Origin of the sequence: Thalassospira sp. UBA1131, from assembly GCF_002311515.1 — a bacterium.
Classification (GTDB): domain Bacteria; phylum Pseudomonadota; class Alphaproteobacteria; order Rhodospirillales; family Thalassospiraceae; genus Thalassospira.
Genome location: NZ_DCAO01000062.1, coordinates 1 through 5,858, shown reverse-complemented (window position 1 = coordinate 5,858; position 5,858 = coordinate 1). Strand labels below are relative to the sequence as shown.

Sequence of the window (5,858 nt, the reverse complement as noted above, 5' to 3'; positions counted from 1 at the left end):
CCCAAAGCCCGAAACAGCAACTTCGCCGTCTCGTGCATTGAATAACTACATGGTCGATTTCGACCGGGTTAATGTCGGGCAAAACGATGATATTTGATGTGAGAAAACACGCATGCGGGGCACTGAGATGACGCTTAAATTGAAATTGTGGCTATCGCCTGCAAACGGAAATAATGTTAGTTCCCAATAAGGTGTCGGTTTTGACACACCAAACCAGATAGACGGATCAGGTCGATTCCATGCAACAAACCGCCGACATCATCAGCCTGCTGCGAAGCCAGTCCGGCAAATTCCCGAACCGCGAACAACTGGTCGCGGACTATGTCAGCGCACATCTGGAAGATGTCACAACCATCGCCCTGTCCGATCTGGCGAAAAATGTCGGGGTCAGCGAACCCACCGTCATTCGTTTTTGCCGCACCTTGGGGTGCGACGGGTTCCGCGATTTTAAAATCCGCCTAGCGCAAAACCTTGCCGTCAGCATTCAGTATCTGACATCCGAAGATATTTCAGACGACACAACCGCCGCAGATGTGCTGTCAAACCATGTGCTGGGTGTGATCATTGATAACCTGCGTCTGCTGCGTGATCAGTTATCGTCTGATCAAATTGATCAGGCGGCGGACATTCTGGTCAAGGCACGTCAGGTGGCGTTTTTCGGGGTTGGCGGTGGATCGACCACTGTGGCGTTTGATGCCGCAAACCGGTTTTTCCGACTGGGAATACCGGCACAATCGCAAAGTGACGGCTATTTGCAGCGGATGCTGGCCTCGACCTTTGGCGCAGAGGACGTGATTTTTGCGATCTCAACCAGTGGTCGCCCGACAGAAATCATCCACTCCGCTGCTATTGCGCGTCAATATGGCGCCAAGGTCATCTCATTGACCAACCCAGACAGCCCGCTTGCCGCCGAGAGTGACTTGGTCATCGCAATCAATATGCCGGAAAACCCCGACATTTATAAACCAACCGCCACACGCCATGCGTTTCTGGCAACAATCGATGTGATTGCGACGGCCGTGGCACGACGCATGCCCGATCAGGCCAAGGAAAAGCTGCGGCGCATTCGTTCGTCGCTTTTGACGGTTAATCCCCCAACTGGGCACCAACCCATCGGCGACTAAGATTTGTGCGGCCTTAGTAATCAAGTCTGAATTGAACGCCAGCCTTGCTATCGATTTCGGTGCTTTCGCTGGTCACACTGATATTTGGTGTGACTTCGATTTCGACTTCGACGCCGCTTGATCCCGGCGTTGACCCGGCCTTGGTGCCGACATAGACCCCCTCTGTCAGGTATTTGCCAACCTTGACCTCCGGCCCGTCTTCGCCGCCACCGACGCGCAGGACATCTGCACCGATAAATCGCCGGATGCTGCCAACCACATCAAGGCCACTACCACCGCCAGAAAGTTCGTTCAGTGCACTTGCCAGTTGCACGGCCTCGACTGCCGAAAGGCTGCCTTGGGATTTGCCAAACAGGACTTGAGACAGGATTTCGTCTTCCGGCAGCGACGGATTGGACGACAGCACCAGTTCCGGATCGCTTGACGGCCCCTGGAAGCCTGCGGTCACAACAAGAGCCTCGGTGGTATAGACCCCTTCGATATCAAGCATCGGATCAGGGGGCGACGCACCGGCAAAGGTAATTTGAGAATCCCGGATCACAAATGTTTTGCCGATGACATCAAGCTGCCCGCGCAGGGCCGATAGCTGCCCGGTGATGCGTGGATCATCGGTGGTGCCGGAAATTTCAAGGCGACCGCCCCACTCGGAATCAAGTCCCTTGCCACGTACAAACAGGCGCCCCGGGATATCAACGGTGACATCAAGATTACCGGTAAAGGCGTCGTCCGCTTCCTTTGTATCCTCGGCCTTTTCAACCTGCGCGGCGTCCGGCAGATTTTCAATCTCGATGGTCGGAACCGATTCCGGCAAGGCCAGGGTCAGATCGACCTCCCCGCGCAGGACCGACACCGTGCTTTGGATATCGGCCTCCGACTGGGATCCGGTTACGCTGGCTTTTACATCCGCCCAGAATTGCAGTTCATCCTTTCGCGATACGGCAACATTGCGCAGATCAGCCGACACGTCATAGCGCATCTCGCCACCGTCAAGCAGATCAAGATCAACCGATGCATCGACGGTGCCTTTGCCACCATCCGTGGCCGTAATCGACGGAATGGAAAGACCGGCCTGATCAAAGGTGCCCTCAAGCGTTATCTGATCAAGGAGCGTGCCGTACTCAAGGTTTTCATATCGTCCATTGGCAAGCGCAACATCCCCGTTCCAGCGGATGTCATCAAGCGTTCCAGCGACATCAAGCGCAAGTTTGATCTTGCCCGACATCTGATGATCGGGTGCCGGGACATAAGGCCAGAATTCGGCAATTTGACCATTCACACGCACGCGGGCAGAAACGGGCGCGGCAAGATCCGGGCTGAATTCCTGTTCAAGCACGGAAATGGCAAGCGGAACATTGCCTTCGGCTGTCAGTGCTTCGACATCGCCATTACCAAGCGACGCCTGCCCGGCAAGTTTGCCTTCCTCAAGCGTGATATCAAGCCGCATTTCAAAGGGCTTCAGTCCCGCGACTGCCTTTGACGTGATGCCGGAAATGCGGCCATTGACCTGTGCACTTGGCAAGTTCCCGCGTGTTTCACGCAAGGACGCATCAAGATTTGCGGTGCCGCTCAGCCCGTCAAAGCCGGAAATACGCCCCCACGGACCAAGATCAAAATCATTAAGGTGGAGCTCACCCGAAATGGATTTTTGCCCGGCTTCCTGATCAAGGCTTGCGACAAGATGGCCGGTGCCAACGGTCAGGTCGGCGTCCAGCTGCTGCCGGCCGTTTTCGCGCAAAACAAGTTCCAGCGGTTTGCGAAGTTCAATCGTCTGATCGCCAATGATCGCTTCAAGCCGAGTGGCCGTTACTGCGGTATCATTGCCAAGCGACAGATCAGCAGCCAAGTCGGTCGAAATCGGTACATTGCCCTGATAAAGACCGGAACTCGTCAGCGTGATGGCAAGCGCATCCATGCCGCCGTCAAGATCAAGGGCAAGCTCGTCAACCGCAATTGATCCGGCAATAATGTCACGGCCATCCAGCTCCGCTGAAATTTCCGGCACGTCAAACGCATTACCGATCGTCGCGGTCAGTTCAACATCCTCGATCATTGTCGGATTGGTGCCATCTGTGCTTGCCATTCGCAGGCCCTTGGCCGATGCATTTGCCGTAATGCTTTGGCGTTGCCCATCCGGACGAAGGGAGATATCGGCCGTCACGGTGCCGTTCACCAAGCTCACACCAAACTGATCGAGAAATTCGGCATCGAGATTTGACAGCGTAACATCACCGCGCATTGGAATGCTGTAGTCGGGCAAGGCGATATCACCGCTCAACGCGACATGTTCGCCTTTAAGCGATATCTGCTCAACACGAAGCGCATCTTCGGGCAGGACAAGATTTGCAGCCACTTCGTATGGTCGGTTGGCAAAGGTGAAGTTGCCCTTATTGGCAAGCGACAAAACAGCCTGTTCTGACCACGTCATGCGGCTGGTCAGCACGATATCGGAGAATTCCTGACCCGAAACAGCAAGGCTTGGAACACTCAATTCAAACGTCCCCGGGGGTGCAGTCAGGTCACCTTCGAGGTTGGCCGTCAGCTTTGCCGGGGCCATTTCAATGCCCAGGTCCGGCGGCACGGCACCAGATGCAATATCAAGCGTGCTTTCAAGCGACAGCTTCTCGAATGCCTCCGTAATGCGAAGCATCAGCGGGCCGTCGATCATTGCGGTATCAAGTGCGCTGACATCAACGCTGAGATCAAGATCGGGGGTAAGTATCACATCGCCCATGATACGCGGCTCGGAGCCGACGATACGATCAAGATCGGCAATCCCGAAACCGGCCTGACTGGCTGAAACCTCGATCCCGGTTTCCAGACCACGGGCCTCCGACCAGGTCAGGCCGGGCAAGGCAACTTGCCCCTGCCCGCGCAGATCAAGCCCCGAAATCGGCGCAAAAATCGCAAGATCACGGATATCGGCCACGATGTTAGATGTCGTGACGACCAGATCTTCGTTAACGTCCGCCTGCCCGCGCAGGGTCATATCAGGCGTAATCAATGCCAGATTGCGGATCGAAATATCGGCAAAGTCCGGCGACATCCGCGCATCGAATGACAGGTCCTGCGCCGCCCCCAGAAACGCTCCCAGATCCGGATCATCCCAATCCGTGCCGGTCGCAGAAAATGCGACGGTTGCGTCAAGTGGCTCATCCGCGTCATCGGGGGCTGCCATATCCGCCTGCAATGCGATGTCGCCGATACGCGACACAGGCGTTTTCACATCACGGCCATTTACCCGCAGCGCCACACCGGGCATCGAAAGATTGCCATTGGCCTGAACGGAAAGCCCAAGTTCCGCCCATGAAACCGCACCGTCCAGAAGTGCCGACATTTCAGGATCAATATCGGCCGTTAAATCGGCCGCAATCAGGCTGTCTTCAAGGTCAAGTTCCGTTGTGCCCGATAGCGCCAGCACATCTGCCATCGCAATCGAAATGCGATCAAACGAAAGGATTTGTTCTGATTGATCAAATGCCCCGCCAATGCCCAGCGCGACTTCTTTATCCATGCTTGCAGGCAATTGTTCGCTTATGCGTTCTTGCGGCGATAGCGCACCGTCGAGGGTAAATGCCACAACATCCGAAGACAGTTGAACGCCAATGTCGCTTGCAAGCGATGCATAGCCCGCCGCCGACAGATCAATCGTGCCTTTCCAGTCATTGGCCGGACCATCGCCATTGAGTGCAATCTTGATATCGGTTGCGCTGGCCGGATCAACGCCAGCCAGGGTCATGACAAGCCCTTCACGCCCCAACAACCCATCAATCTCGGCTGCAAGATGTTGTCCGGGGCCGTCAAAATCCAGATCAAGTTTTATCCGGTCGGTACCGCCATCACGCGGCTGCAAATCCAGAAAGGCTGTCGCAGACAGGTTTGTGCCAACCTTTGCCCGGCCATTCAGGCTATAGAGGAAACTGTTACCGGTGAGTTGATCAACAATGGCAATTTCGCCAAGCTCAAGCGCGTCAACCGAAACCGCCAGCGGCATGGTAAAGCCACCGTCGTCTTCGTCCTCTTCCTCGGCCGTTTCCGGTGCGGTGCCGTCGGGCAAAATGACATTGGTCGTTGCCAGACTGATCTGATTGATGTGCAACCGACCAGCCAAAAGTGCGGTCGGCGACCAATCAAATTCGATATCATTGATATCAAGATGCAACCCATCTGTGGCGCGATCCATCGTCACCTGATCAAGGGTCAATCCAGTCCACAAACTGCCTTCAACCCGGCCAAGTTCAAATTCGCTGTCGGTTGCGGCGGATACGGCCTCGTTGATCATCGGGGTTGCCATCCGCAATACCGGACCGGTCCCGGCAACGGCAATCAGGCCCGCAAGTCCAAGCACAGCCCCGCCAAGACCATAGGCACCATAGCGCAGCCACTTTATCGAAGAACGGCGCGATGCGGAACGTTTGGGATTATTCGGTGGTGACGTGTCAGACCCGGTCAAAATGCCTGCCCCAGACTGATATAGAATTGAAAATCGTCATCAACGTTGTCGCGTTTATCAAGCGGCACTGCGACATCAAAACGCAGCGGTCCGACCGCGGTGTAATAACGGAAGCCAAGACCGGCAGCCCATAGAAGACTGATGTCTTCGGGTTCGGATCTGGCATAAACGTTACCACCTTCGATGAATGGCACGATGCCAAAGCTTTCGGTCACACGGGCGCGGAATTCGGCACCGACTTCCAGTACGGAACGCCCGCCCAGCGGATCATTATCATCATCAAG

Annotated in this window: 3 protein-coding genes; 1 reads left to right on the top strand and 2 read right to left on the bottom strand. The window is 55.4% G+C overall.

Translation table 11 applies throughout. The features are described 5' to 3' along the window. Positions 1-239 precede the first annotated feature (239 nt). Positions 240-1,124, top strand: coding sequence for a MurR/RpiR family transcriptional regulator (locus tag B3Z49_RS09325; RefSeq protein ID WP_064782036.1), 885 nt, complete (start codon positions 240-242; stop codon positions 1,122-1,124). Positions 1,125-1,137: 13 nt separating this feature from the next. On the opposite strand, the gene B3Z49_RS09320 is transcribed toward B3Z49_RS09325, so the two are convergent. Then, on the bottom strand, positions 1,138-5,574 hold the full coding sequence (locus B3Z49_RS09320) for a translocation/assembly module TamB domain-containing protein (RefSeq protein ID WP_296990285.1): 4,437 nt from the start codon (positions 5,572-5,574) through the stop codon (positions 1,138-1,140). Beyond that, positions 5,571-5,858, bottom strand: a 288-nt coding sequence (locus B3Z49_RS09315) for a BamA/TamA family outer membrane protein (RefSeq protein WP_296990282.1), incomplete at its 5' end; no start/stop codon positions are given. The genes B3Z49_RS09320 and B3Z49_RS09315, both read right to left, overlap by 4 nt.